Below are 24,787 nucleotides of genomic sequence, written 5' to 3' on the forward strand. Positions count from 1 at the left end.
ACAAATCTCCCCTCGCCCCCCGTGCCGCATTCCGTAGGAAATCACCGCATCCGGGTGGCCCACTCCTGGACCTTCTTGATCCGCTCGCGCAGCTGTCCCGCCGTGGCTTCCGCGCTCGGCGGTCCGCCGCACACGCGGCGCAGTTCGGTGTGGAGCACCCCGTGCGGTTTGCCGCTCTGGTGGACGTACGCGCCCACCATCGTGTTCAGCGACTTCCTCAGCTCCAGCAGCTCCTTGTGGGAGACCACGGGCCGCCGGTCGGCCGGCAGCTCCAGCAGGTCCGCCTCCGAGTCCGGCTTGCGCTTGCTGTGCGCGATCTGCCGCGACTGCCGCTTCTGGAGCAGCATCTGCACCTGGTCGGGCTCCAGCAGCCCGGGGATGCCGAGGTAGTCCTGCTCCTCCTCGCTCCCCGGGTGCGCCTGCATGCCGAACTCGGCGCCGTCGTAGAGCACCCGGTCGAAGACGGCGTCGGACTCCAGCGCCTCGAAGGACATCTGCTCCTCGTCGCCGGTGTCCTCGTCCTCCTGCTTGTTCGCCTCCTCCATCTCCTTCTCGGAGTCGGCGTACGGGTCTTCCTCGCCCTGCTTCTTCGGCTTGTCGAGGACGTGGTCGCGCTCGACTTCCATCTCGTTGGCGAAGCCCAGCAGGTAGGGAATGGTCGGCAGGAACACCGAGGCCGTCTCGCCGCGCCGGCGCGAGCGCACGAAGCGGCCGACGGCCTGCGCGAAGAACAGCGGGGTCGAGATGGTGGTGGCGTACACGCCGACCGCGAGGCGGGGTACGTCGACGCCCTCGGACACCATGCGGACGGCGACCATCCAGCGGTCGTTGCTCGCGGCGAACTCGTCGATCCGCTTCGAGGCGCCGGTGTCGTCGGACAGCACGACGGTGGCCTTGCTCCCCGTGATCTCCTTGATCAGCTTGGCGTACGCGCGCGCGGAGTCCTGGTCGGCGGCGATGACGAGCCCGCCGGCGTCCGGGATGCCCTTCCTGACCTCGGTCAGCCGCTGGTCGGCGGCGCGCAGCACGTTCGGCATCCAGTCGCCGCGCGCGTCGAGCGCGGTGCGCCAGGCCTGCGAAATGGCGTCCTTGGTCATCGGCTCGCCGAGGCGCGCGGCGATCTCGTCGCCCGCCTTGGTGCGCCAGCGCATGTTGCCGCTGTAGGAAAGGAAAATGACGGGCCGCACGACGCCGTCGCCCAAGGCGTTCCCGTAGCCGTAGGTGTAATCGGCGGAGGACCGCCGGATTCCGTCGTTCCCCTCTTCATAGGCGACGAAGGGAATGGGATTCGTATCGGACCGGAAAGGCGTGCCGGTGAGGGCGAGGCGCCGGGTCGCCGGATCGAACGCCTCCAGGCAGGCCTCGCCCCAGGACTTCGAGTCACCGGCGTGGTGGATCTCGTCGAGGATCACGAGGGTCTTGCGCTGCTCGCACCGGTTGCGGTGCAGCATCGGGCGCACGCCCACACCCGCGTACGTGACGGCGACCCCGTGGTAGTCCTTGCTGAGCGGGCCGGCGGAGTAGTCCGGGTCCAGCCGGATCCCTATCCGGGCGGCGGCTTCCGCCCACTGCTTCTTCAGGTGCTCGGTCGGTGCGACGACGGTCACCTGCTGGACCACGTGGTGGTGCAGCAGCCAGGACGCGAGCGTCAGGGCGAAGGTGGTCTTGCCGGCGCCGGGGGTCGCGACGGCGAGGAAGTCGCGCGGCTGGGTCTCCAGGTACCGGTCCAGTGCACCCTGCTGCCAAGCTCGCAGGGCGCTGGCGGTACCCCACGGCGCGCGGCCGGGGAAGGCGGGTGAGAGGTGGTGGGAGGCGGTAGTAGTCACGGTCTCCGGTTCGGTCTCTCGGCGGCGTTTCCGTTCCGGACGCGCGTTCCGGGCATCTTCCGGGCGTGCGGTCCGGGCATCGGTACGGCCGGCGGTACGGGCAGTCGTACGTAGGACAACCGGGCCACCTTACCGGCCCGGGCCCGCCCCTCGCGGAGGGACAGGCCCGTGACCTCGGCGCGTGCGGCGAGCGTCACATTCGCGTGTTCAGCGCGCGCAGCCGCTCCGCGATCCGCCCGACGTGCTCCTCGTTGCCCGCCGCCACGTCGATGACCAGGTCGTACGCGGAGTCCTGCGCGGCATCGTCAAGATCCCCGAGATCGACCCCGTTGAGGGCGAGGAAGGTGGCGGCGGCGAGCCAGGCGGTGCGCTTGTTCCCGTCGACGAGGGGGTGGTTCGTCGCGATCCCGTGCAGCAGGGCGGCCGCCTGCTCGTAGGTGTCCTCGTACGCCGAGGTCCCGAACATCCTGGCCCGCGGCCGGTGCACCGCGGACTCCAGCAGCCCGGGGGCGCGCAGCTCGACGGGCTGGTCCTGGGCGAGGCAGGCGTACCGGGCGAGATCGAGAACCTCTCCGAGTGTCAGGTGCCGAGCCGGGCTCCCGCTGCTCATTCCCCGAGTCATTCCCCGAGCCTCCTCAGCAGCCCGGCATGCCGCCCGGCCAGCCGTTCGGCCTCGCCCCCGGCCCGCTCCCGCTCCCCCCGCACCCAGCCCCGCACGGCGGCCAGCACGGCCTCCTCGACGCTCTGCCCGGTGGCATCGGCCAGATCGGCCAACTCCGCCCGCTCTGCGTCGGACACGACGATGATCAGCTCACTCATCCCCGGATGCTAACCAGCTCCACCCCGGACCTCCTCCCGTTTTCCCCACCGCCCCTCCTTCGAGCCCCACCCACCCGCACACAGAGCCGGACCCCGGCCACATCCAGCCCCGCCGGCGTTTGAGGCGCGGGGGTCCGGGGGCTGGTCCCCGGCAACGGCGCCGCGCCGGATCACCGGCCCGGGCCACCGTCCCTCAGCCCCGCCGGGGCTCCACATCCAGCCGGGTGGCGACCCACGCCCCCACCAGGGCCACGCAGGCCATCGGCAGGAACACGACCACGAACGCACCGGGGTGCGAAGCCCCGCCCCCCTCCACCACGGAGTGCGCCGCACCCACCGCTCCCCCGCCCAGCGCGGCGAACGCCGCGCCCCCGGCAGCGAGCAGCACCACGTTCGCCAGCGCGTCCGAGATCTGCAGGGACGCGGAGTTCGCCCCCGCCTCTTCCGGCGCCGAAAGCTTCAGCAGCAGCACGCTCGTGGAGCCGATGACGAGCCCCATCCCCAGGCACCCCAGCGCCCACACCAGTGCGAGGGTCCACACCGGCACCCACTCCACGAGCACCGCCGGCGCCCCGGCGATCGACGCCGCGACCATGATCATGCCCAGCACCATCAGCCGTTCCCGGTACGGCGCCGCCCGCCCCTGCGACTGCACCCACGAGCCGGCCGCCCACGTCACCCCGCCCAGCGCGAGCGAGAACCCGGCCATCGTCGGGCTCAGACCCCGCTGGGTGACCAGCATCAGCGGTACGAAGCTCTCCGCCGCGATGAACGACCCCGCCGCCACGCCCCGCAGCAGCACCACCGACGGCAGCCCGCGCCGCGCCAGGTAGGTCCCGCGCGGCAGCAGCCCCAGCACGGCGGGCACCAGCAGCGCGGCCCCCGCGATCCCGGGAACCAGCGACAGCCACCTCAGATCCTGGGCGGCGTACTGCAGCAGCCCCGCACCGGCCGAGATCCCGAGGGCGAGCCGGATCCGCCGCCGGTCGAACGCCACGGGCGGAGCCCCGGGGTCCACCGGCCCGGAGGCGCTGCGCCGTATCGCGGGCAGCGCCACCGCCAGCGGTACGAAGACCAGTGCGGGTATCCCGAGGAAGACCCAGCGCCACCCGAGCTGCTCGGTCACCGTGCCCGCGGCCAGCGGTCCCACGATCGAGGGCACGACCCAGCTCGCGGCGAAGGCCGCCATGATCGCGGGCCGCAGCCGCTCCTCGTAGGCCCGGCTGACCACCACGTACAGCGCGACGATGACCAGCCCGCCGCCGAACCCCTGCACGGCCCGCCCGAGCACGAACATCCACATCGCCCCGGCGGTCCCGGAACACACCAGCCCGGCGGCGAAGGACCCGATCCCCACGGTCAGCGGCCGCAGCGGCCCCTGCCGGTCGGCCCACTGCCCGGAGAGCACCATCCCGAAGAGGCTGGTGGTGAAGTAGGCGGAGAAGGCGAAGGCGTACAGCCCGATCCCGTCCAGCTCCCGGGCGGCCACGGGCATGGCGGTCCCGACGGCGGTGGCCTCGAAGGCGATCAGAAAAATGACGGAGATGATCCCGATGCTGAGCGTCCGGTACGCGGGCCCGAAGATCCCGCCCTTCGGGTGGCCGGGGATCGGTGCGGCGGGTGCAGCAGCTCGCTGCGGGAGGACGCTCATCGCCCCAGAGTAAGGCCCGTACTGCTCTTTCGACCCTGTCATTCCGACCGATCCCGCCCCCTCCCCCAGCCCTAGGCCAAAGGTCCCGCCCGCCCCCGCCGCCCTCCCTCTGTGAACGCGGCATGGCAGTCACATTGCACGCCCCGCGCATCCCTTCCCCACCCTCCCGCACCCTCGTACGGTCATACACATCACCACCACCCAGCCGTGTGCCCGAGTGGTTGAGGGACTCGCCTGCAAAGCGAGTTACGCCGGTTCGATTCCGGTCACGGCTTCTGATGGCTCGACCAGCCATGACGAATGGGCGGCACCCCACCCGGGGTGCCGCCCATTCGGCGTTCTTCTCAGTCCCCCGCAGTACACGGCCTTACGGCCGCAGGGCGCACTGCACCCGTGCGCGTCCCGCGGCCGGTGGCGAGTACGGCGGCAGGATACGCGCGCCTGGTGGAGCGGCCGCCGCTCCACCAGGCTCGGGTTGATCTGAGCCGTCAACCGCAGGCGTTCACGTCGATGCGCTTGAATGCCCGGTCGAGTGTCGTGCCGATCTCTTCCACATCCTGCACAGACATGCGAGCGGCCCAGAGCGACTTGGCTGGCCAGAGACCGATTCACCTGGCGGTGATGGTGCTATTTCCTGGCGCATCAGCGAACCTCAGGCAGGCAGGCCCATGAGATGAAGCCCCCACTTCCGTAAGACCACCACAAGCGACTGCCGCCAACTCAGCGGTCACCTTCATGAACCCCGCACCGCAGTGCGCGCGGATGGACATCACCATCCCGAGCAGAAATGCAGCGTCAGGGGCAGGCCCCTGTTCGCTCAGAAGTCCCCGATCCTTCGCTCCTTCTCACCTTCCGCCGCGGTGAACGCCTGCGCATCGGGCTCTGACCAACCAAGACAGTCCTGCACAAGCGAGTTACGCCGGTTCGATTCCGGTACGGCTTCCACGAAGAAGGCCGCTCAGGATGTTCCTGAGCGGCCTTCTTCCTGTCGTGCGTCAGGGCTTCGGGAGGGCAGCGGCCTCCGTGGGCAGCCCGCCGCCGTTCTCGCATCCGGATTCCCTGGCGATCGCGAGCGCGGCGGAATGGGCAAGGACCAGATAGTCATCGCCCAGGGCGGCGTCGCCCTTGCTGTTCTGGTACCGGTCCTTGTACGAGGCGGTGATCCGCAGCGGCGCGGCGCGCGTGGAGCCGACACGGGTGCTCGCGCAGTCGAAGGACACGCCCCGCTCCTTGTCGGCGCGCATCACCCGGACGCCCGTGTCCTCAGCTTCCGGGCTCCCGGGGGCCGAGCTCCCGGCGGCGATGCGGATCTCCCCGACCCGCTTCCCCAGGCCCACGGTTCCGGTGACCGTGCACACGGGCGCGGTGAACTGCCGGGGTCCGGCCCCGGAGTGGTAGGCCTCCTCCAGAGCCTTGCCCATCGCCACGACACCGACAGTCTGCGCGGCGTCATTGACCAGCTGCGAGACCTGCAGCACGTTCCTCAACGCCTCACCGGCGGCATCGGCGATCAACCCGGGGCAGGCCTCCGTCCGCTCCACTTCCGGACGCTGCTTCGCAGAACGGGACGGCTTCGGCTCGGGGTCCGACGAGCCGCATCCCGTGATCGGCGCCACGAGCACCGCAAGTGCCGCGAGTGCCGCAACGCGGGCGCTGCGGGCGGACCGGGCGGTGTGCGCCATCGAGCCGTTCCTCTTGGCGGTCATCAGGATGTCCCCTTCGAACTGTCCACCAGGTCACGGCCGACCGAATGAGCGACCGAGGACTCCTTGGAGGCCGTACCGGCCAGCGTATCGATGTCCTTCTGCGACAGGCCGGAGTCGGCGGCCGCGTTGCGCACCGCGGCCGCGGCAGCGCCACTGGTACTCGCATCGCTCTGGGCGTACATCTCCGCCACGGCCTTCTCCGTGTCGCCGGTCTTCTCCTTCCCCTTGTCCTTGGCCTCCTCGACGAAGTGCTGGGTGACGTCCTCCTGGACCCACTCCACGACGTCACCGGCGAGCGGCACCAGTTCCAGGTACTTGCCACCGGCGGCGGTGATGCCGCGGTTGATCCACTTCGCTCCGTCCTCGACGCCCTTCACGTACTCCTCGTTCGTGTGGGCGGTCGTGGCGTGCATGCCCTGGGCGCGGGCCTCCGTCATCACTCCGGCGATCTGGCCACCGGGCTGCACCGCGTTCTCAACCGCCTCCCCCAACAGGGTGGTGTCGCTCCGGTGCTGGATCGCATCGGTGACGAGCGCCGCCGTGAACGCCTGGTTCGCGTTGGTGATCGCGCCGTAAGCTCCGGGGTCCTGGCCGACCGCGCCGAGGAACCGGGCCACCGTCGCCTCGTCGAAGTTGGCCATGGACCCGGCGACCTTGATCTGGTGCCCGCCGTTCTCGGCAGCCGCCTGGAGGTCCGGAACGTACTCGGCCGCCATGTTGCCGAAGTGGCCGGCCATGGAGCCAAGGCTCGGCTTCTTGTCCCCGTCGTCGGGGTCCTGCGCCACCAGGGACGGGTCGTCACCGATCTTCTGGACGACCCGTTCCATGACGGAGGTCATCTCCTTGGTGTGCGGTACGGGCTTCGCGTCCTCGTCGCCCGCCGTGCGGCCCGACACCGCCGCTTCCAGGGCGCCGCCCAGGGCCTCTTGCGCCGCGTGCGGGTCGCCCGCCCTCGCCATGTCGAAGCCGTCCGCGTACGGCTTCTTGTCGAGCATGTAGTCGACCATGCCCCGCTCCTTGCCGTGCTGCCCGCCGACCGGCTTGTCGTCCTTGGTGACGATCCCGTCGCCGTTGGAGTCCTCGCGGACCGGCTCGTTGAAGAAGGCAGTCGCCGCGTCCGGGTTGTTGCCGAGCGCCTCCATCAGACCCGTCAGCGGGTAGAAGCCCCGGCCGCCGTCCTCGCCCTGGCTGAGGACCGAGTCGAGGCCGTACGGGGTGTGGTACTCCCAGGCCTTCGGATCCTTGCGGTCCACGGCGACCATGTCGCGGCCGACCGAGGTCAGGAACTCCTTGTCGTACGTGCCCTCGCGTATCAGCGCACCGAGCGCCTGATAGCCGTAGATCGTCGTCACACCACCGGTGACCTGCATCTCCTTGCGGCCGGCCCGCATCAGCTCGGTCGTCCACGCGGCGTCGAGGTGGTTCGGCACGTCCTTGTGCGTGGCCAGGCCGAGCATCGCGCCCATGTCGCTCTGGATGTTCGCGACCATCAGCGCACGGTCCCTGCCCGCGACGCCCAGGCTCGTGGCGTCCAGCGACATCGTGGCGTACATCTCCAGCGTGCCCTCGGCGCCCACCGTCCGGTAGAAGCCCGTCGCGAACTCCGGGTCCTCCCGGTTGTCGTCGAGCAGGTCCTCCAGCTCGCGCAGCGCCTCGGGGTTGCGGGCCGTGCCGCCGTCGCCCGTGACCTTCTTCATCAGCGCGGCGGCCCGGTCGACTTGTTCGCCGTCCAGGGTGGCGTACTTCGGCGCGGTGAAGTTGTTGTCGTCCGTGACGTTGGCCTGCAGCGCGCGGACGAGGGAGTCGTCCGCGTCCCGGGCGTCTTCGACTGCCCGGTCGACCCGGTCCTGCCACAGGCCCTGATTCTTACGGAGGGACGCCTGATAGTCCGGATCGTGCTGGGCCGCGTACCGGTCCTGCGCATCGGCGAGCGGGATGGCGGACACCCGCCCGGTTTCGTCTATTCGAAAACCGGCGGCCGGGGCGTCCGCGACCAGCTTCTTGATCTGCTCCTGGACCGCCTTGATGGTGGCGTGGCCGTCGGTGAGCAGGAGGTGGATGCCCTTGGCCTCGCGGGCCGCATCGTCGAACTCCTTGGCCGCCTTGTCGACGAGGGTGCGGGCGACGCCGGCGGTGACGCCGCTCCACTGGGCCTTGTCCGACTTGGCCTTCATGCCGTCGCGTGCCGACCCCGCCAACTCGTCCAGCTTCTTGACCATCGCGGCCCAGTCGGTGATCGCGGTCTGAAGGGGGCCCAGGGGCGCGTTCGTGACGTTCTCGTACGTCAGCACGTGTCCGACACCTTCGTCTTGTTCACTTGAGGAGCTCGTCGATCTTGGAAGCCGTGAAATCGGCGTGCAGCTGCTGCTCTTCCTTGCTGTGCGAGGAGAGCGAGTAGTTGAGGCCGTTGGAGATGTTCGCGCAGGCGGCGACGAGGGTCTTGAGCTGGCTCTCCCAGCGGGTGTTGACCTTGAGCAGGGCCGCGCCGCTCGCAAAGCCCTCGCGCGTGAGCGCGCCGGCCGCCTCGACGGTGGAGGCGGCGGCGTGCTTGCCGTCGCTGGAGAGCCGGGTGTGGAGCTTGTAGGCCTCGGAGCCGACCTCGCCGATATGGTCCTGGTCGAGCTCCAGATCGGCACTGCCGCCGCCGGGGCCGGGCGCGGCGGGGACACTGTTGAGCCGCATGGTGACGTTGGCGGCGGCAGTGCTCCGGGCCGTGGACCATTCCTCCTCGAACGACATGCGGTGGCCTTCCCATCCGGCTCTGGTGGTGTGCTGTTCCGGGGCTTCGCGCGGGTCAGCGGCTCCGGCGCCGGAGGGCCACGGCGGTGACGGCTCCACCGATGAGCACGCAGGCACCGAGCCCGAGGGCGAGCCAGGGGAGGCTGCCACCACCCTCCGCCTTCGCCTCGGCCTGGGGCGCGGGGGCCGCCTGGCCGGAAGGAGCGGTGGAGGAGGGCGCCGACGGGGCCTTCGTCCCAGTCCCGCCGCCGGCCGCGGCCAGGTCGGGGAGCGGGTAGACGTCCGCGGGGCCGGGGTCACCGGGGTTGGGTACCGCGATGCGGGGGCGGACGGTGCCGTAGCCGACGAAGTCGCTGCGCTCGGCGCCGTCAATGGGCTTGCCGGCGGTCTTCATCATGACCCGGAGCACCTGGTTGTTGGTCCACTCCGGGTGGGCGGACCAGATCAGTGCGGCAGAGGCGGAGGCGAGGGCGGTGGCGTCGCTTGTGCCGTGGTTCTTGCACAGTTTGGTTTCGCTGGCGCAAGCCGTAACGATGTCGGCGCCCGGGGCGGTCAAGTCGACTTGGGGCCCGTGCTGTGACTCTGCGGTCGCTTTCCCGTTTTTGTCGATGGCACCAACGCCCACCACGCCTGGCGTTGCAGCCGGGTAAAGGACTCTGTTTCCCGCATCCCCATTGTTACCCACGCCAGCAAAGATCAGCTTCCCCTTAGAGAGGGCGTACTTCACTGCTTCGATGCGCGCCGGGTCTTCCACGGATGTGGCCATGGAAATGTTGATGATCTTTGCGTCCGAGTCGGCCGCATACCGAATCGCTTCGGTCCAAATCGGATTGGACGCGTTCTCCCCCTGCGGCACACGAATCGGGAGAATCTTGGCTCCAGGCGCAAGCCCGAACGATCCGTCGCCGCTGGGGTGTTTCCCAGTAGCCGCAATGATCGCCGCCATGGTCGTGCCGTGGTTATTCCAATCCGTTCGCTCATCACCCTTGTAGCTTGTGGCGTAGTTCTTGCCCGGTAGGACTTGGCCTTCCAGTTCTGGGATGGGGTCAACGCCGCTGTCAATGATGGCGACCGTGACACCCTTACCTGTACTGGTCTTCCAGATGTCATCTGCCTTCATCAACGTGAGATGCCACTGCTGCGACCGAATGGTCTCCGCATGGGCCGGGGTCGACGCGACCCCGGCCAGCAGGAAACCCGCCAAGACCGCGGTCGCCCTACGCATACGCATCCCGTGCAACGTCCGCTCCACTCAGTCGATCACCGGCGGAACGACACGACCATCGCCCTGCCACGTCTCTTCATCCTCAGCCAGGTAGTCAGGGCGCTCACCCTGCCGGCCGTCACCCCGTCGACCTGGAGCATGCGCGCCAGCGCCACCGTGACCCATAGGTCCACCCATCGGACCAGAGCCCGCTCCACCGCGAACCAGGCCGGAACCGCCCTGGGTAAACGGCTGCCCACCAGCGATCGAGCGGCCACCCACACCAGGCTGGCGCCCACCAACGACACCGCCCGGTTCGGTGGCGAGGCGGCGACCGGCCATGGGGCTGCCGAGACCGCCTTGCGCTCCGCCACCACCCATACCCATGCCGCCACCCATGCCCATGCCGCGCCCAGCCGTCTGCGCGCCCTCGCCACCGATGACCGTGCCACGGGGAATGCTCGAGCCCGGCCCACTGGGCGTCACCGGTCGGCCGCCCGAGATCCCGCTGTCGCGCGGGGGCAGACCGGCAACACCGCCTAGTCCGCCGCCCTTCCCGCCAACTCCGCCCGCGCCGGGAATGGTCCCGCCGGGACCGAAGCTACCCGGGCCGACACCACCGATCGGCTTCTGTGCGCCACCGCCCGGCGGCAGCGTCACGGGCGGGACGAACCCACCGGGGGTGACACCCGAACCGCCACCGCCCGGTCCGACCGGACTTGGACCTCCGGGCACTCCCGGCGCCGGGGGAAGGGTCGTACTCGGCGCCGGGCCCACGGTGTCGAGACCAGTGCCGATGTTGCGGTCCGGGGGCACCGGAACGGGACCCGGTGCCGTGCCTGGTGCCGGGCCAGGCACCCCCGTCGATGTGCCACCCTGCCCTGCTGACGCCCCGGAAGGCGGGACAAAGGCTGACGATGAACCGCTAGACCCGCCCGTCACAGGCGCATATGAGGAGTCTCCTGCGCCAGAGGTCCCAGGACGCGCCATCGTCTCCGTACCGTCGACGTGCGGTGGCACGAAGGGTTCCGGCCACCTCGGAAACGTCGGAACCTCCGCCATCTCCATCCCCGTAGCCGAAGCCTCGTACCCCTGCGCCAGCTTCGTCATCTGCTGGATCGCCTGCTGCCGGTCGCCGCTCAGCTTCGAGTGCGCCTGCTGGCCGATCTGCGCCGCGTCGGGGTCGTTGCGGTACTCGCGGGCGGCCTCCAGGTTGGCCGCGGCCCCGCTGTCGTACGTCGGCATGTTGGCCTTGACCTCGATGACGACCTGGCTGGCCTGCGTCAGCTGCTTGCCGCCCTCGGCGCTGTACTCGCTCAGGCGCAGCGTCGCGTTGCCCGTGCGGCTCACCCAGTCCTGGAAGGCCGTGGCCGATTCGCCTTCCCAGCCGGTCACCCGGTGGTCCTTGAGGCTTTCGCCGATCTCCTTGATGGTCGCCGCGGCGTCCGTCAGCTGGGCACCGCGGGTCTTGAGGGTTTCCGCGTTGGCCGAGGCGAGCATGGCCAGCAACTGCTGGTGCGTGTGGCTCTCGAAGTTCGTCGCCATCAGAGACCCTCCACCTGCGACGTTCCGGTCCCGGATGACTGCGAAGCCGAGCTGTGCGGAGGCGGCGGCGCCAACGGGTCCCGTTCCGGGACGTAGTTCGCGTCGGCCTGCTTGCTGATCGCCAGCATCCGTCGCTTCGTGTCCTCGTCGACGCCCTCGAAACCGCCGTGGCTCGTCTGGATCGCGAGGCTCAGCCCCTCGATCTGCTCAGCCAGCCCCTTCGACAGCGCGAGCAACTGCGTGTGCACGTTCGTGTAAGCCGTGAACAGCCGCTTGGCCTCCGCGAAGCCCTCGCCGAGGGAGTTCTCCGGGAGGGTGCCGTCGGCCAGTTTCTTGTCGCTCGCCGGAGAGCCGTCCAGCTTCGCCAGCAGACCGTCGACCCGCTTCTTGTAGTCCGTCAGCGATTCGTACTCGATCTGGAGCGCGCCCAGAGCTGCCGGCGAGGCCACGCCCACACCAAAGTCCACTCCGAACACGCCCGGCCCATAGTCCACTGCCACGATGGCCTCCCCGACTCCCCGTCGTCCCCGTTCACACCCGCTTCGCGTGCATTCGCACACGCACGTCGCCAGTGTCCACAAACACTCTATCGACAGACACCGACAGGCCCAAGTTCCGGGTTGCAGGTGCAATCAGGGTCACAAGGTTACGAGTTGGGCGCCGCCACCGCCGCCGATGGCCGGATCGGGAGCCTGTTGACCGGGCGGCCCGTGGCCGCGCGGACCGCCGAGGCCACCGCCGCGGGGGCCGTGACCACCGGGACGGCGCTCGCCGGCTTGGCGCCGAAGGGGGCCACCACGTCGCGTTCCTCGACGAGTTTGACGATGCGGACCGTCGGGGCGTCCAGGGAGGTGGGCAGGGCGTAGCCCGTGAGGTCGGGGTGGCGGATCAGGCCGGAGGCCGTACGGAGGTTTTCCGTCAGGGCCGCGCCCACGCCCTGGATGACGCCCGCCTCGATACGGGCCGCCAGTTGGCGGGGGTTCAGGACGCGGCCGACGTCCTGGGCGACCGCGAGTTCCACGACGCGTACCGACCCGAGCTCGATGTCCACGTCGACCACCGCGCGGATCGCGCAGAAGGCGAGGCCCACGAAGGCGTCGCCCTGGCCGTCCCCGTCCAGCGGCTCCGTCGGGTGGGGGCGGCACTGGGCCGTGGCCCAGAGTTCCTTGCCCTCCATCGCCTCCGCGACGGTCGTGGAGAAGGCTCCGTCGTACGACGTGATCCGGCCATCCGCGATCTGGAGGAGTTCGGTGGACATGCCGAGCTTGTGGGCCATCGGCTGGAGGAGTTGGGTGCGGACCATCTTCGCCGCGCGTTCCACCGCGCCGCCCGAGACCCAGGTGTGCCGGCCGTGGGCGGAGGGGCCCGCCGGCGGCTGGTCGGTGTCGACCGGGGCCACGACGACCTCGTCCACGCCCAGGGTCTCCTGGACGATCTGGCGGGCGAGCGTGGAGAAGCCCTGGCCGGTGTCGACGGCCGCGCAGATGACCGTGGCCGCGCCGCCGACGATCTTCACGGTGGCGGTGGACACCTCGTCGGTGCCCTCCGCGCCGAGCATGTGGACCATGCCGACCCCGTACCCGACCCCGCGCCGCACCGCGCCCGGCTCGCCCGCGCCCTCCAGGCCGCCCGGGAGCAGCCACTCCTCCTCCGGGGTGTCCTTGGGGAGGGCGGGCAGCTCGTGGTCGCGTACCGCGCGCAGGAGTTCCGCCACGGGGGCGGGGCAGGTGACGGTCTGGCCGGTCGGGAGCAGGTCGCCGGTGGCCAGGACGTTGCGCAGGCGCAGCTCGGCGCCGTCGATGCCGAGGGCGGCCGCCAGCTTGTCCATCTGGCCCTCGTAGGCCGCGCAGACCTGCATGGCGCCTTCGCCGCGCACGTGGCCCGACGGGGGGTTGTTCGTACGGACCGCCCAGCCTTCCACGAAGGCGTGCGGGACCACGTACGGGCCGCAGGCGAAGGCCACCGCGGCGGCGAGGGATTCCGAGGAGGCGTCGGCGTAGGCGCCCGCGTCCATCAGGATCTGGGCCTCGACCTTGACCAGCCGGCCCTCCGCGTCCGCGTGGTGGCGGTAGCGCAGCAGCGTCGGGTGGCGGTGGGGGTGGCCGAGGAAGGACTCCTCGCGGGTGGCGGCCAGCTTCACCGGGCAGCCGGTGCGCAGGGCGAGCAGGCCGAGCGGGAGCTGGAACGCGGCGTCCTCGCGGTCGGCCGTCGCGCCCGGGACCCCGGTGACCACGACCCGTACGCGGTCCGGTTCGAGGCCGAAGCAGGCGGCGGCCAGGTCGCGGTCGGTGTGCGGGTCGGTGGAGGCGGTGTAGATCTCCACGCCGCCGTCGGGGCGCGGTACGGCCAGTCCGGCCTCGGCGCCGATGGGCGCGGGGTCCTGGCGGCCGATGCGGTAGAGGCCCTCGACGACGACCTCGCCGGTGGCTTCCGGGTCGCCGTAGCGCAGCGGGATGTGCCGGATCAGGTTGCCGTCGGGGTGCAGGTCGGGGGCGCCGAAGGCCTGTTCGGGGTCGGTGACCGGGTCGAGGAGCTCGTACTCGACGGCGATCGCGGCGGCCGCGAGGCGCGCGGTGTCCGGGTGGTCGGCGGCGACGGCGGCGATGGGCTCGCCGTGGTGGCGGACCACGTCGTGCGCGAAGACGGGCCGGTCGGCGATGCGGCGGCCGTGCGTGGTGGCGCCGGGGACGTCGGCGTGGGTGACGACGGCCCGCACGCCGGGCATTTCGGCGGCGGCGGAGGTGTCGATGGAGAGGATGCGGGCGTGGGCGTGCGGGGAGCGCAGCACGGCGGCCCAGAGGAGGCCCTCGGCCCACAGGTCGGCGGCGTAGGGGAAGGTGCCCTCGGTCTTGGCCCGGGTGTCGGTGGCCGGGACGGACGCGCCGATGCCGCGCGGGACCGCCGGCTCCGACGGCTCCGCGCCCTCGGTGAGCGGCGTCGTGACCGCTGCCGGGACCGTCGCCGCGTCGTGGGCGCTCACGCCGTGCCTCCGTCGTGGTGGCCCGGGTTCCCCTGCATGCCCTGCATCCCCTGGTTCCCCTGCATCCCGTGGTTCCCCTGATTGCCCTGCATCCCGTGGACGCCGCCCTCGCCCGGCGGGGCCTGGTGCGGGATCCGGGCCTCGGCCGAGGCCGCGGCGGCCGCTTCGGCCGCCGACCCGCGCTCGGCGACGACCTCGCGCACGGCCTCGATGACGCCCGAGTAGCCGGAGCATCGGCAGAGGTTGCCGCACAGGGCCTGGCGGGTCTCCAGCTCGCTGGGGGCGTGGTTGCCTTCCAGCAGATCGTGGATGGTCATGGCCATGCCGGGCACGCAGAACCCGCACTGCACCGCACCCGACCTGCACAACGCCTCTTGTACGTCCGACAGTTCCCCGTCGGTCGCGAGACCTTCCACGGTCCGGACCTCGCTGCCCGCCGCGGTGGCCGCGGGGACGAGGCAGGAGGCGACGAGCCGGCCGTCGACCTGCACGGCGCAGGCGCCGCATTCGCCCTGCGAGCAGCCGTCCTTGGCGCCGGCGAGGCCGAGGCGCTCGCGCAGCACGTAGAGGAGGGACTCGCCGATCCACGCCCCGGTGACGGGGCGGTCGGCCCCGTTGACGCGCAGGACGTAGGAGGCCGACGGGTGCTCGTGCTGGGCGACGGCCGCGGCGTCCGCTCCGTCGGCGTCCTCTTCCTCGTACGCAGCCCCCTCGCCCGGAGCCCCTTCTGCCGACTCCGCCGAAGCCGTCCCGACAGCCGGGCCGGTGTCGTCGGTACCCGGCGCGGGCTCGGCCGGAGCTCCGCCGGCGGCCGGCACGGCTGCGCCGTCACCCTGCTCCGCCTCGACGGCCCCGGCTCCGGCCCCGTCCTGGTCCCCGGCTCCGCCCGGGCCCGGCACACCCGCGCCGAACCCCGGCTCCGCCTCGGCGACCCCGGCTCCGAACCCGCCTGCGGCCCCGGCTTCGCCGACCGCCCCTGCTGCGTCTGTGTCCCGGGCTTCGTCTCCGCCCCGGGCTCCGTCATCACCTCGGGTTTCACCCCGGGCTTCGCCCTCGTTCCCCGGGTGCTGACGCTCCCCCGAGTCCGGGACCTGCGCCGGCCCGTGGGCGGCTTCGATGTCGTGCGGGGCCGGGTAGCCCGGCTCCCCGTCCAGCGGGGTACCGACCCCCGGGCCGCCCAGCACGCGCGGTCCGCGCCCCGGGGCCGAGCCGAAGGATCCGCCGGCCGGCGCGGAAACCCCGGGGAACACCCCGGAGCCCAGCGGGTCGGAGCCCAGCGGGTCGGAGCCCAGCGGGTCCGGAATCGGCCCGTCGGTGCCCGGCCCGTCGCCGCCCGGCTGCTGCGCCACGTACCCGCGCGCACCCTCGAAGTCCGGATGGGCCGCCCACGGGGCCGCGGCCCCGCCGGGCAGCGTCGCGGGGGCCTGGCTCCAGTCGGCGGAGGGTGCGAGCTGTCCGAAGCTGCCCGTGTCGCCGGCGCCTCCCGGGGTCCACACGTCGCTCGCCGCCGCCTCGGGGAACCGCCACTCGGCGGTGGACCCGGACTCGTGCACGGCCGCCGAGCGGTTCCCCGCGAAGGGCTCACCGAAGGGCTCGGCGAAGGGCTCGCCGAAGGAGTCACCGCGGGACTCGCCGAAGGGCTCCGCGTAGGACTCCGGATAAGGCTCCGCGCGGGGCTGCCCGAAGGGCTCCGCGAAGTTCTCCGCGCCGGGCTCGGCCACCTGCTCCGCCGCCGGATCCGCGAACGCCGCGGCCACCGACGCCGGGATCGGCACCGACGCCGGGATCGGAGCCCGCGCCGCGGCCCCCGAAGCACCCGCACCCGCACCCGCGTCCGCCGGAGCCGCCGAACCCGCCTCGGGCCACTGCACCGGGATCGTCCACGTGCCCGTGGCCGCCGGATCCGTACTCCCCGAGCCCAGCGGCACGATCATCGGCGGCGGCACGTAGCCGTGCCCGGGGGCCGCGAGGGGCTCCCCGGTTCCGAGCGCGTCCAGCATGTCCTGCGGCAGTTTCACGAAGGCCGTCGCGTCGGAGTCGTACTCGCCGCCGTGCGGCACCGGCTCCCAGCCCCAGTGGGGGCCCGCAGGTCCCGTCGAGCCCGCAGCACCCGTGTTGTCGTTCTCACTCATGAGCTCAGCGCCCTCCCCAGGGCCCTCCGTGCCAGCACGGCCACCGTCCGCCGCAAATGCAGTACTGCGGGAGCCACCGGCTCCCCCTGGTCGGGCACGCACGCCGCCGCGACGTACTCGCCGAAGGCTTCGAGCGCTTCGGGGGCCAGACTGCGGTCCCCGTCCCAGTCGATCAACGAGGCAACCCACTGCTCGGCTTCCAGCGGCCGCAGCGGCATCGGGGCGACCGCGCCGATCGCGCAGCGCACGCCCCGGCGCCCGGGGTCCAGTACGAGTCCCACGGACGCCACCGCGCGCCCGGGTCCCGTACGGCCCGTGGCCTTGAGGAACACCTGCGGCGCGTGCAGCAACGGCACCCGCACGAAGCCGATCAACTCTCCGGGGCGGAGCATCTCGCGGCCGGCCAGCAGGTGCGAGACCGGGATCTCGCGCTGCGATCCGCCGGGCCCGACGATGACGAGCACGGCCTCCAGCGCGGCCAGCACGGGCAGCGCGTCACCGGTCGGCGCGGCGGTGGCGATGTTGCCGCCCAGCGTGCCGGCGTTGCGGATCTGCGGCGGGCCCGCGGCGCGCGCGGCGGCGGCCAGGGCCGGGATCAGGGCGGCGAAGTCGGGCCGGCCCATGCGCGCGTGCGTGAGTCCGGCGCCGAGGAGCGCGTGGCCGTCCTGGTACTGCCAGCCGCGGATCTCGTTGATCCGGCCGAGGCCCACGAGGGCGGCGGGGCGCAGGAGTCCCGCGTTGACGGCGGCCATGAGGTCGGTGCCGCCCGCCACGGGGACGGCGGCGGGCATGGCCGCGAGCGCCGCCACGGCCTCGTCGAGCGAGGCCGGCAGCGTCACGGACTGCGCCGCGTTCCCCGCCCGCGGGTCGCTGCGGGGCCCCTGGGACGAGTCCCGTGCCTGCGGTGCGTGCGGTGCGTGCGTGGTCAACCCAGCTGCCCCTTCCCGATGTCCCGGTCCCGGCGCTCACGCCTGTCCGCCGTACGGTACGTGCTCACCGCCGGGAGGTGGCAACTCTGGCACATCTTCCGGAGCACCGGACGCGAGGGTCCACCGCCCGCGCACCACCGGCGCACCACCCTCGCGACGCCCCCCGTACGGCCCCTCGGACCGTCCCGCGCACGGCCCCCGCACCAGCCGCTCGATCCCACCGCGATCCCGCCGTGATCCGGCCGCGACCGGGCTGCGATCCGGCCGTGACCGGGTCTCCGTCCGGCCTCGATCCGGACTCGATCCCGCCCCGGCGGCGCCGCGTTCCCGCACGGGCGCCGCCTCGCCGCCGCCGCTCCGCTCCCACCCCGGCTCATCCCCGCGGGGGGCTCGTCACACGTTCGGGGGCGCTCCCTCGATCGGGCGCCCGAGCACTCCGGGCCTGCGCTGCCACGGCAACGGGCCGCCCGGCGGCCGGTAGTCGACCCCGAGGGCGTCCAGGCGCCGGTAGTGCGCCGTCATCCTTGCCTCGAAGTCCGCGTAATCCCGCTCCCCGGGCTGCGGCAGCCGGGACCACACCACCTCCGCGAAGGCCGCGAGGCGCGGGAACGTCTGGTAGTCGACGCGGCTCTGGTCCTCCATCACCTCGGTCCACACGTTGGCCTGCGCGCCCAGCACGTGGGCGGCGGCCTCTTCGGACAACTTCGGCGGTACCGGCTCGAACCGGTACACATCCTCCAATGTCCGTACGTACCCGATGGGCATCGGCTCGTCCCCGCCGTCCGCCTGACGGTGGTCCAGGTACACCTGCTGCTCGGGGCACATCACCACGTCGTGGCCGGCCTCGGCGGCGGCGATGCCGCCCGCGTAGCCGCGCCAGGAGGAGACGGCCGCTCCCGGGGCCAGCCCGCCCTCCAGGATCTCGTCCCAGCCGATGAGCCGGCGGCCGCGCTCGGCGAGCCAGCCGTCGAAGTGCCGGATGAACCAGGACTGCAGACCGTCCTCGCCGTCGACCCCCAGCTCGCGGATCCGCTCCTGCGCGACCGCGGAGGCCTTCCACTGCGCCTTGGGGCACTCGTCGCCGCCGATGTGGACGAAGGGCGAGACCTCGGCGGGGAACAGCTCCAGCAGTTCCTCGAAGACCCCCTCGTAGAACCGCAGGACGGCCTCGGTGGGCGCGAGCACGTTCTCGTTGATGCCCCAGTCGTCCCACACCCCGAGCGCGGCCGTGTCCACCACGTCGGTGTTGCCGAGCTCCGGGTACGCGGCGATCGCGGCCTGCGAGTGCCCCGGCACGTCGATCTCCGGCACCACGCGCACGTGCCGCTCGGCGGCGTAGGCGACGATCTCGCGGATGTCGTCCCGGGTGTAGAAGCCGCCGTGCGGGGTCTCGTTCCACAGCGGCGAGGCCCGGTGGCCCCACCGGCTGCGGGACCGCCACGCGCCGACCTCGGTGAGCTTCGGGTAGCGCTCGATCTCGATCCGCCAGCCCTGGTCGTCCGTCAGGTGCAGGTGGAGCACGTTGAGCTTGTGGGCGGCGAGCAGGTCGATGTACCGCAGCACCCCGTCCTTGGGCATGAAGTGCCGGGCCACGTCGAGCATGAGGCCGCGCCAGCCGAAGCGGGGGCCGTCGGCGACGTCCCCGCACGGCAGCCGCCACACCGCCCCCGGCAGCGGCGCCCGCCGGTACGCGTCGGCCCCGAGGAGCTGACGCAGCGTCTGGGCGGCGTAGAACAGACCCGCCTCGTCGGCGCCCTCCAGGAGTACGGACCCCGCCGTGAGGTGGACCTCGTACGACTCGGGGCCGCTCTCCCGCGCCAGCTCCGGGCGCACCACGAGCCGGATCACCTGGCGTGCGGCGTACGTCTCGCCGGGGGCCGGGTCGGGCAGCACCCAGCCGGTGGCCGCGCCGAGTTCGCGGCGCAGCCAGCGGGCCGTCCCCCCGGCGCCGGGTCCGGTGTGCAGGAGCGGGTCCGTGAGTTCGAGCACGGCCCCGTCGGGCCGGAAGCCGGCGTACCGCGGCTGAGGGATCAATTCGATCGACTCCGACATGGCCTCGACTCCTCCGCGTTGCAGCAGGTGCAACGGACGTTTCACAGGGCGCTGACGCGGCGACCCTAACCCGCCCCCGGGGCACGGCAAAGGCCCCCGGACGCAACTGTGCGCACCGAGGGCCTTGGTCCCGCTTCGGGAGGGCCGGAGGACTACTTCCCGTCCTTGCCGCCCTTGTCCTTGTCCCCGCCGGGGCCCATGGACTCGTAGATCTCCTTGCACATGGGGCAGACCGGGTACTTCTTCGGATCCCGGCCCGGAACCCAGACCTTGCCGCAGAGCGCGACGACGGGGGTGCCCCCGAGCGCGCTCTCCATGATCTTGTCCTTCTGGACGTAGTGGGCGAAGCGCTCGTGGTCGCCGTCGCCGTGGGACACCTGCGGCGTCGGCTCTACGAGGGTCCCCGTACCAGTCCCGCGATCGGGCTCAAGAGTGCTCATGACTGCCAGGGTACCGAGTCCCTCGCGCGCGAGGGATCCGCGGCGGGCGCCCCCGGCCCGCCCCCGCCCCGGCCCCGCCCCGCGGGCTCAGTTCAGCGACGGGTCGTCCGCGTACGTGGCCACCATGGCCAGCTCGCTGCGCTGGCGCCGCAGCACCGCGCGCCAGAGCCGCTCGGGGTCCGGGGAGGAGACGTCGCCCGGCTCGGAGTCGACGACGTACCAGGCGCCCACGCCCAGTTCCTCCTCCAGCTGCCCCGGGCCCCAGCCCGAGTACCCGGCGAAGATGCGCAGGGCCCCCAGGGCCGCCGCGAGGAGTTCGGGCGGGGCCTCCAGGTCCACCAGGCCGATCGCCCCGTGCACCCGGCGCCAGCCGAGCGGTCCCTCCTCGCCCGGGATGACGGCCAGGCCCAGCGCGGAGTCCATCGCCACCGGGCCGCCCTGGAAGACGACTCCGGGGTCCTTGGCCAGCGGAGCCCAGGGCAGCAGCACGTCACCGACGCCCACCGGGGTGGGGCGGTTGAGGACGACGCCGAGGGAGCCCTGCTCGTCGTGGTCGAGCAGCAGCACCACCGCGCGGTCGAAATTCGGGTCCGCGAGGGCGGGGGTGGCCACGAGCAACCGCCCTGTGAGGGAGGACACCTCGGTCATGGCGACATGATCTCGCACATTCGCCCGCGAGGGGGAGTGGGCGGCACATTCGGATACGTACGCAGCTCAGGTCGCACCGCGGCAATTCGGGGCGCGCACGGGCCGCGTGGCGGACCCCGGCCGGACCCCCGCTGAAAGGAGACGCTCCGCCACCTGGCGGGCACCCAGGGTGTTGTACCGAATTCATGACAGTCCTACGGCCCCGTCAGCCTTACGAACAGGGGGGTCATGCCCCTTACCCTTTTCACTGGCCCCCCTGCCCACCCCTCTCCGGAACGCGAGATTCATGACCGGCATCAGTGACGATGTACTGCTTGTCCACGGCGGAACTCCGCTCGAGGGCGAGATCCGTGTCCGCGGCGCGAAGAACCTCGTACCCAAGGCGATGGTCGCGGCCCTGCTCGGCGACGAGCCCAGCCGGCTGCGCAACGTTCCCGACATCCGGGACGTCCGGGTCGTGCGCGGGCTGCTCCAGCTGCACGGGGTGACCGTCCGCCCCGGTGACGAACCGGGCGAGCTGGTGCTCGACCCCTCGCACGTCGAGAGCGCGAACGTCGCGGACATCGACGCGCACGCGGGCTCTTCGCGCATCCCGATCCTCTTCTGCGGCCCGCTGCTGCACCGCCTCGGCCACGCCTTCATCCCCGGCCTCGGCGGCTGCGACATCGGCGGCCGGCCGATCGACTTCCACTTCGAGGTGCTCCGCCAGTTCGGCGCGACCATCGAGAAGCGCGAGGGCGGTCAGTACCTGGAGGCCCCGCAGCGACTGCGCGGCTGCAAGATCCGCCTGCCCTACCCGTCGGTCGGCTCGACCGAGCAGGTGCTGCTGACGGCCGTCCTGGCCGAGGGCGTCACCGAGCTCAGCAACGCCGCCGTCGAACCGGAGATCGAAGACCTCATCTGCGTCCTGCAGAAGATGGGCGCGATCATCTCCGTCGACACCGACCGGACCATCCGGATCACCGGCGTGGACCGCCTCGGCGGCTACAACCACAAGGCGCTCCCGGACCGGCTGGAAGCCGCCTCCTGGGCGTCCGCGGCCCTCGCCACCGGCGGCAACATCTACGTGCGCGGCGCCCAGCAGCGTTCGATGATGACGTTCCTGAACACCTTCCGCCGGGTCGGCGGGGCGTTCGAGATCGACGACGACGGCATCCGCTTCTGGCACCCGGGCGGCCCGCTCAACGCCATCGCGCTGGAGACGGACGTCCACCCCGGTTTCCAGACCGACTGGCAGCAGCCGCTGGTCGTGGCGCTGACCCAGGCCACCGGCCTGTCGATCGTCCACGAGACGGTCTACGAGTCCCGTCTGGGATTCACCTCCGCGCTCAACCAGATGGGCGCGCACATCCAGCTCTACCGGGAGTGCCTGGGCGGCAGCGCCTGCCGCTTCGGCCAGCGCAACTTCCTGCACTCGGCCGTCGTCTCGGGGCCCACCAAGCTCCAGGGCGCCGACCTGGTCATCCCCGACCTGCGCGGCGGGTTCTCGTACCTGATCGCGGCGCTCGCCGCCGAGGGCACCTCGCGGGTCCACGGCATCGACCTGATCAACCGGGGCTACGAGAACTTCATGGAGAAGCTCGTGGAACTGGGCGCCAAGGTCGAGCTCCCGGGCGGCGACCTCGTCTGACGGGCACGGATCAGCGCCGGACGGGCGTAGATCCGCGCCTGACGGGCGTAGATCCCCACAGACCGTCCCAGAACGCCCCCACAGGCCCCGTACAGGGCCTGTGGGGGCGTTCTGGCTCCCGGGGGCCACCCGGGGTGCCGCAAGCGGCGAGAGGCGGCCACCCGGTGCCGGGTGGCCGCCTCTCGCGTACTACGTACTACTACTGCCGTCCCAAGGGCCTCTGTGGCCCTCGGCACAAGGGCGGACTACTTGCCCTTGGCGGCTTCCTTGAGCTTGGAGCCCGCGGAGACCTTCACGCTGTAGCCGGCCGGGATCTGGATGGGGTCGCCGGTCTGCGGGTTGCGCGCGGTGCGAGCGGCACGGTGGGTGCGCTCGAAGGTCAGGAAGCCGGGGATGGTGACCTTCTCGTCGCCCTTGGCGACAATCTCGCCGACGGTCTCGGCGAGCGCGGCCAGAACGGCGTCGGCGTCCTTGCGGGTCACCTCGGCGCGCTCGGACAGAGCGGCCACCAGCTCACTGCGGTTCATGTTGTACTCCCGTGTTCAACGTGCCTTAGAGGCGTGAGATCGAAGCCGATGCTGCCAGGGCCCTAGGACAGTCCCCGGACCCGGGTCTGACGTCAGACCCTCTCGCCCGGTTACGCATCCTGCCCCCACCACCGGCGGGAAAGCCAATCCGGCACCCGCCGGGGTCACACGAAAAGCGCCACAGTCACGCCGCGGTGACGCTCCGTCCGCACCGGAAGACGCCCGGATGGGTGTCCGGAGACGCGGACCGCGGGCCACGCGGGCATCCCCGCAACCCTATGGGCGGCCCGGGGGGCCCGCATCCCGCGACGCGCCGGGGATCAGACGGAGGTGGGCGCCGTCACGGCCGCGGAGGCCGCCTTGCGGACGGCTCCGGCGACCGCGCCCGCGACCTTGTCGTTGAAGACCGACGGGATGATGTAGTTCGCGTTCAGCTCGTCCTCGCCGACCACGTCGGCCAGGGCGCTCGCGGCGGCCAGCATCATGTCGGTGTTCACGGTGCGCGACTGGGCGTCCAGCAGGCCGCGGAAGACGCCCGGGAAGACCAGCACGTTGTTGATCTGGTTCGGGAAGTCGGAACGCCCCGTGGCCACGACGGCGGCGGTCTGGCGGGCGATCGCCGGGTCCACCTCGGGGTCCGGGTTCGCGAGCGCGAACACGATCGCGCCTTCCGCCATGGCGGCCACGTCCTCGCCGGACAGGACGTTGGGGGCCGAGACGCCGATGAACACGTCGGCGCCGACCACGGCCTCCTTCAGGGTGCCCGTGTAGCCCTCGGGGTTGGTGTTGTCGGCGATCCAGCGCAGCGGGGAGTCCGCGGCCGCGTCGACGAGGTCGGGGCGGTCCGCGTGCACCACGCCGTGGATGTCGGCGCTGACGGCGTTCTTGACGCCGGCGGCCAGGAGCAGCTTGAGGATGGCGGTACCGGCGGCGCCGGCGCCCGACATGACCACCTTGACGTCGCCAACGGCCTTGCCCACCACGCGCAGCGCGTTGGTGAGGGCGGCGAGGACCACGATGGCGGTGCCGTGCTGGTCGTCGTGGAAGACGGGGATGTCGAGGGCCTCGCGCAGCCGGGCCTCGATCTCGAAGCAGCGCGGCGCGGAGATGTCCTCGAGGTTGATGCCCGCGAAGCCCGGGGCGATCGCCTTGACGACGGCGACGATCTCGTCGGGGTCCTGGGTGTCCAGGCAGATCGGCCAGGCGTCGATGCCGGCGAAGCGCTTGAAGAGGGCCGCCTTGCCCTCCATGACGGGCAGTGCGGCCATCGGGCCGATGTTGCCGAGGCCCAGCACGGCGCTGCCGTCCGTCACGACTGCGACGGAGTTGCGCTTGATGGTCAGGCGGCGGGCGTCTTCGGGGTTCTCGGCGATCGCCATGCACACCCGGGCCACGCCCGGGGTGTAGATCATCGAGAGGTCGTCACGGTTGCGGATGGGGTGCTTCGACTGCATTTCGATCTTGCCGCCGAGGTGCATCAGGAAGGTTCGGTCGGAGACCTTGCCGAGGCTGACGCCCTCGATCCCGCGGAGCTTCTCGACGATCTCGTCGGCGTGCGCCGTGGACGTCGCGGCGATGGTGACGTCGATACGGAGCTTCTCGTGGCCGGATGCGGTCACGTCGAGGCCGGTGACCGAGCCACCGGAGGACTCCACGGCGGTGGTGAGCTGGGAGACCGCGGTACCGCTCGCGGGCACTTCCAGGCGGACCGTCATCGAGTACGAGACGCTGGGCGCCGTTGCCATGGCCGTGTTCCTCTTCTGTCCCTGGTTTTTCTGTACACACGCAGGGCCCCGCGCCTCTTGCCGAGAACATGGCAGGTATGGCAGGACCTGTTGTCCGATCGTCCCACCTACCAGCCGGTACAAGGTAACCAGCTACAAATTTCGGAAGAACTCTTCCACCATACGAGATAACTGGGGTCTACGGAATGGGTGGCCCATACAAAAAGGTCCGCGC

General features: G+C 71.7%; 19 protein-coding genes and 1 tRNA gene. 2 read left to right on the forward strand and 18 right to left on the reverse strand.

The window, feature by feature from the left end:
- Positions 1-41: 41 nt before the first annotated feature.
- The 4 genes from ACODT5_RS32590 to ACODT5_RS32605 form a co-directional block, all read right to left on the reverse strand.
- Positions 42-1,826, reverse strand: coding sequence for a DEAD/DEAH box helicase (locus ACODT5_RS32590; protein WP_327252973.1), 1,785 nt, complete (start codon positions 1,824-1,826; stop codon positions 42-44).
- Between the two features lie 193 nt (positions 1,827-2,019).
- The gene (locus ACODT5_RS32595; protein ID WP_422522703.1) at positions 2,020-2,448 is read right to left on the reverse strand and encodes a type II toxin-antitoxin system death-on-curing family toxin; all 429 of its coding nucleotides are present in this window, start codon (positions 2,446-2,448) and stop codon (positions 2,020-2,022) included.
- Positions 2,445-2,645, reverse strand: a complete 201-nt coding sequence (locus tag ACODT5_RS32600; protein ID WP_422522704.1) for a hypothetical protein — start codon at positions 2,643-2,645, stop codon at positions 2,445-2,447. Before ACODT5_RS32600 ends, ACODT5_RS32595 begins: the two co-directional genes overlap by 4 nt.
- A gap of 193 nt (positions 2,646-2,838) precedes the next feature.
- Positions 2,839-4,296 carry an MFS transporter gene (locus tag ACODT5_RS32605; protein WP_422522705.1) on the reverse strand — a complete coding sequence of 486 codons (1,458 nt, stop codon included), beginning with the start codon at positions 4,294-4,296 and terminating at the stop codon, positions 2,839-2,841.
- A gap of 203 nt (positions 4,297-4,499) precedes the next feature.
- Between ACODT5_RS32605 and ACODT5_RS32610 the strand changes: the two genes are divergently transcribed.
- A tRNA-Cys gene (locus ACODT5_RS32610) sits at positions 4,500-4,571 on the forward strand.
- Between the two features lie 720 nt (positions 4,572-5,291).
- On the opposite strand, the gene ACODT5_RS32615 is transcribed toward ACODT5_RS32610, so the two are convergent.
- From ACODT5_RS32615 to ACODT5_RS32670, 12 genes are all read right to left on the reverse strand, one after another.
- The gene (locus tag ACODT5_RS32615) at positions 5,292-6,002 is read right to left on the reverse strand and encodes a hypothetical protein (protein ID WP_422522706.1); all 711 of its coding nucleotides are present in this window, start codon (positions 6,000-6,002) and stop codon (positions 5,292-5,294) included.
- On the reverse strand, positions 6,002-8,293 hold the full coding sequence (locus ACODT5_RS32620; protein WP_422522707.1) for a hypothetical protein: 2,292 nt from the start codon (positions 8,291-8,293) through the stop codon (positions 6,002-6,004). The genes ACODT5_RS32615 and ACODT5_RS32620 overlap by 1 nt, the downstream gene beginning before the upstream one ends.
- Positions 8,294-8,315: 22 nt before the next feature.
- Entirely contained in the window at positions 8,316-8,741 is a 426-nt protein-coding gene (locus ACODT5_RS32625) for a hypothetical protein (protein ID WP_422522708.1), read from the reverse strand.
- A 55-nt stretch (positions 8,742-8,796) separates the two neighbouring features.
- Complete coding sequence (gene mycP, locus ACODT5_RS32630; protein ID WP_422522709.1) at positions 8,797-9,945, reverse strand: type VII secretion-associated serine protease mycosin; 1,149 nt, start codon at positions 9,943-9,945, stop codon at positions 8,797-8,799.
- A 48-nt stretch (positions 9,946-9,993) separates the two neighbouring features.
- Positions 9,994-11,490 (reverse strand): WXG100 family type VII secretion target, encoded by a 1,497-nt coding sequence (locus tag ACODT5_RS32635; protein WP_422522710.1) that lies wholly within the window; start codon positions 11,488-11,490, stop codon positions 9,994-9,996.
- Positions 11,490-11,990 (reverse strand): hypothetical protein, encoded by a 501-nt coding sequence (locus ACODT5_RS32640; RefSeq protein ID WP_422522711.1) that lies wholly within the window; start codon positions 11,988-11,990, stop codon positions 11,490-11,492. Before ACODT5_RS32640 ends, ACODT5_RS32635 begins: the two co-directional genes overlap by 1 nt.
- A gap of 146 nt (positions 11,991-12,136) precedes the next feature.
- Positions 12,137-14,377: a xanthine dehydrogenase family protein molybdopterin-binding subunit gene (locus tag ACODT5_RS32645; protein WP_422525111.1), complete on the reverse strand. Its 2,241-nt coding sequence runs from the start codon at positions 14,375-14,377 to the stop codon at positions 12,137-12,139.
- Positions 14,378-14,466: 89 nt separating this feature from the next.
- Positions 14,467-16,602, reverse strand: coding sequence for a (2Fe-2S)-binding protein (locus ACODT5_RS32650; protein WP_422522712.1), 2,136 nt, complete (start codon positions 16,600-16,602; stop codon positions 14,467-14,469).
- Complete coding sequence (locus ACODT5_RS32655; protein ID WP_422522713.1) at positions 16,599-17,531, reverse strand: FAD binding domain-containing protein; 933 nt, start codon at positions 17,529-17,531, stop codon at positions 16,599-16,601. Before ACODT5_RS32655 ends, ACODT5_RS32650 begins: the two co-directional genes overlap by 4 nt.
- Before the next feature lie 393 nt (positions 17,532-17,924).
- Positions 17,925-19,583 (reverse strand): beta-N-acetylhexosaminidase, encoded by a 1,659-nt coding sequence (locus tag ACODT5_RS32660; RefSeq protein WP_422522714.1) that lies wholly within the window; start codon positions 19,581-19,583, stop codon positions 17,925-17,927.
- A 152-nt stretch (positions 19,584-19,735) separates the two neighbouring features.
- A complete protein-coding gene (locus tag ACODT5_RS32665; RefSeq protein ID WP_243337322.1) occupies positions 19,736-20,023 on the reverse strand; it encodes a DUF3039 domain-containing protein in 288 nt (95 codons plus the stop codon).
- Between the two features lie 87 nt (positions 20,024-20,110).
- Positions 20,111-20,671, reverse strand: a complete 561-nt coding sequence (locus tag ACODT5_RS32670; RefSeq protein ID WP_422522715.1) for a YqgE/AlgH family protein — start codon at positions 20,669-20,671, stop codon at positions 20,111-20,113.
- Positions 20,672-20,957: 286 nt separating this feature from the next.
- On the opposite strand from ACODT5_RS32670, the gene murA reads away from it, so the two are divergent.
- Entirely contained in the window at positions 20,958-22,301 is a 1,344-nt protein-coding gene (gene murA / locus ACODT5_RS32675; protein WP_422522716.1) for a UDP-N-acetylglucosamine 1-carboxyvinyltransferase, read from the forward strand.
- 245 nt (positions 22,302-22,546) lie between these two features.
- Here murA and ACODT5_RS32680 read toward each other — a convergent pair whose 3' ends face one another.
- Together ACODT5_RS32680 and ACODT5_RS32685 are read right to left on the reverse strand one after the other, a co-directional pair.
- Positions 22,547-22,828, reverse strand: a complete 282-nt coding sequence (locus tag ACODT5_RS32680) for an HU family DNA-binding protein (RefSeq protein WP_007264399.1) — start codon at positions 22,826-22,828, stop codon at positions 22,547-22,549.
- A gap of 320 nt (positions 22,829-23,148) precedes the next feature.
- Positions 23,149-24,573, reverse strand: a complete 1,425-nt coding sequence (locus ACODT5_RS32685; RefSeq protein ID WP_403715249.1) for an NAD-dependent malic enzyme — start codon at positions 24,571-24,573, stop codon at positions 23,149-23,151.
- Between the last annotated feature and the right edge of the window lie 214 nt (positions 24,574-24,787).

The organism is Streptomyces tatrensis (assembly GCF_049310065.1).
In the GTDB taxonomy this organism is placed as follows: domain Bacteria; phylum Actinomycetota; class Actinomycetes; order Streptomycetales; family Streptomycetaceae; genus Streptomyces.

Bases quoted from the DNA above. Each gene is read 5' to 3' on its own strand.
- ACODT5_RS32595 (WP_422522703.1), bottom strand. From the start codon at position 2,448: ATGACTCGGGGAATGAGCAGCGGGAGCCCGGCTCGGCACCTGACACTC.
- ACODT5_RS32600 (WP_422522704.1), bottom strand. From the start codon at position 2,645: ATGAGTGAGCTGATCATCGTCGTGTCCGACGCAGAGCGGGCGGAGTTG.
- ACODT5_RS32605 (WP_422522705.1), bottom strand. From the start codon at position 4,296: ATGAGCGTCCTCCCGCAGCGAGCTGCTGCACCCGCCGCACCGATCCCC.
- ACODT5_RS32615 (WP_422522706.1), bottom strand. From the start codon at position 6,002: ATGACCGCCAAGAGGAACGGCTCGATGGCGCACACCGCCCGGTCCGCC.
- ACODT5_RS32625 (WP_422522708.1), bottom strand. From the start codon at position 8,741: ATGTCGTTCGAGGAGGAATGGTCCACGGCCCGGAGCACTGCCGCCGCC.
- ACODT5_RS32635 (WP_422522710.1), bottom strand. From the start codon at position 11,490: ATGGCGACGAACTTCGAGAGCCACACGCACCAGCAGTTGCTGGCCATG.
- ACODT5_RS32650 (WP_422522712.1), bottom strand. From the start codon at position 16,602: ATGAGTGAGAACGACAACACGGGTGCTGCGGGCTCGACGGGACCTGCG.
- ACODT5_RS32660 (WP_422522714.1), bottom strand. From the start codon at position 19,583: ATGTCGGAGTCGATCGAATTGATCCCTCAGCCGCGGTACGCCGGCTTC.
- ACODT5_RS32665 (WP_243337322.1), bottom strand. From the start codon at position 20,023: ATGAGCACTCTTGAGCCCGATCGCGGGACTGGTACGGGGACCCTCGTA.
- ACODT5_RS32670 (WP_422522715.1), bottom strand. From the start codon at position 20,671: ATGACCGAGGTGTCCTCCCTCACAGGGCGGTTGCTCGTGGCCACCCCC.
- murA (WP_422522716.1), top strand. From the start codon at position 20,958: ATGACCGGCATCAGTGACGATGTACTGCTTGTCCACGGCGGAACTCCG.
- ACODT5_RS32680 (WP_007264399.1), bottom strand. From the start codon at position 22,828: ATGAACCGCAGTGAGCTGGTGGCCGCTCTGTCCGAGCGCGCCGAGGTG.
- ACODT5_RS32685 (WP_403715249.1), bottom strand. From the start codon at position 24,573: ATGGCAACGGCGCCCAGCGTCTCGTACTCGATGACGGTCCGCCTGGAA.